Below are 238 nucleotides of genomic sequence, written 5' to 3' on the forward strand. Positions count from 1 at the left end.
CTGGCCTGGGGCCTGTCGGTGGCGATCGACCCGCCGGACTTCGAGACCCGTGCGGCGATCGTGCTGGCCAAGGCGCGCGAGCGCGGCGCGGAGATTCCCGACGACGTTGCCTTCCTGATCGCCAAGAAGATGCGCTCGAACGTGCGCGACCTGGAAGGCGCGCTCAACACGCTGACCGCCCGCGCCAACTTCACCGGCCGCGCGATCACCGTCGAGTTCGCCCAGGAGACGTTGCGCG

The 238-nt window shown here is 70.2% G+C and carries 1 pseudogene; it reads left to right on the forward strand.

What is annotated here, in order from left to right:
- Window positions 1-238 (forward strand): annotated as a pseudogene (locus tag SB822_RS60710) (chromosomal replication initiator protein DnaA); the annotation flags it as partial.

This window comes from Paraburkholderia sp. SIMBA_054 (genome assembly GCF_046534875.1).
Classification (GTDB): Bacteria; Pseudomonadota; Gammaproteobacteria; order Burkholderiales; family Burkholderiaceae; genus Paraburkholderia; species Paraburkholderia hospita.